The sequence below is a fragment of the Paraclostridium benzoelyticum genome (assembly GCF_001006285.1).
GTDB classification, from domain to species: domain Bacteria; phylum Bacillota; class Clostridia; order Peptostreptococcales; family Peptostreptococcaceae; genus Paraclostridium; species Paraclostridium benzoelyticum.
Genome location: NZ_LBBT01000268.1, coordinates 1 through 1076 on the forward strand (window position 1 = coordinate 1; position 1076 = coordinate 1076).

Annotated in this window: 2 protein-coding genes; both read right to left on the minus strand. The window is 25.5% G+C overall.

The features are described from left to right. Positions 1-123: 123 nt before the first annotated feature. A complete protein-coding gene (locus tag VN21_RS13615; protein WP_046823737.1) occupies positions 124-465 on the minus strand; it encodes a zinc ribbon domain-containing protein YjdM in 342 nt (113 codons plus the stop codon). A 158-nt stretch (positions 466-623) separates the two neighbouring features. After that, positions 624-1076, minus strand: a 453-nt coding sequence (locus VN21_RS13620; protein ID WP_046823738.1) for a sulfite exporter TauE/SafE family protein, incomplete at its 5' end; no start/stop codon positions are given.

The window sequence follows — 1076 nt, forward strand, 5'->3', positions numbered from 1 at the left end:
CTAAAAATATAATATTAATGATATAAATAGCGTTATAAGTTAATTCTTAGCGTGATATTTTTATTATTATATTTATACATTAAAAAGCACTAATCTTAAAAGATTAGTGCTTTTTAATTTTAACTATGCTTTTTTAACAACGCTAGATTTCAATTTCATAGCTCCGAAACCATCTATTTTACACTCTATATCATGTCCATCTGCTGCATCTGGAACTAAACGTATACTCTTTACTTTTGTTCCTATTTTTATAGAAGATGAACTTCCTTTTACTTTAAGATCTTTAACTACTGTTACAGAATCTCCATCATTTAATACGTTCCCGTTTACATCTTTTATAACAACTTCTTTTTCAGCAGAATCTTCTGGATTCCATTCATGTGCACATTCTGGACAAACTAAAAGACTTCCATCTTGATAAGTATATTCTGAATTACATTTTGGGCAATTTGGTAAATTTTCCATATTTATTCCTCCGTTCACAATTTTATTCCTAATCATTCATAGGTATATATAATATCATAGTCTTATCATATTTACAAATTTCCATCCAATTTGACCTTAAAAAACGATATATTCGGTTATTTAACTCATAAATTCATTATATTTCTAAATATACAAATCTATTTAAAGATATTATAGAAATTTAATAAAATTATAGATAAAGTTACACTGTTAAAAATTTTAATTATAGATTTTTCAGAAACAGCTTTATTTATTTTATATCCAATAATACCTCCCAATATTCCTCCTACAAGCATATATGGTAACATGTCCAAATTATAACTTGAAAACCCTGTAGTTACTGCAATTGAAATGATTTTAGATCCTTGAGAAAAAAATATAACTAAAATTGAATTTCTAGCAGCTTCATTAGCTGTCATAGAAAATAGTATTGTAAATGCAGCTACATTTATTGGCCCTCCTCCAATTCCTAAAAATGCAGATATTGCCCCCAAGAATAAACCTAACAACCCAATTGCTAAAATATTATTGATTTTATAAGATTTTATATTATCTTTATTTCTCATATATAAAAATACTGATATTAACAATATTATTATAATTATACTTTG

Bases quoted from the DNA above. Each gene is read 5' to 3' on its own strand.
- VN21_RS13615 (WP_046823737.1), bottom strand. From the start codon at position 465: ATGGAAAATTTACCAAATTGCCCAAAATGTAATTCAGAATATACTTAT.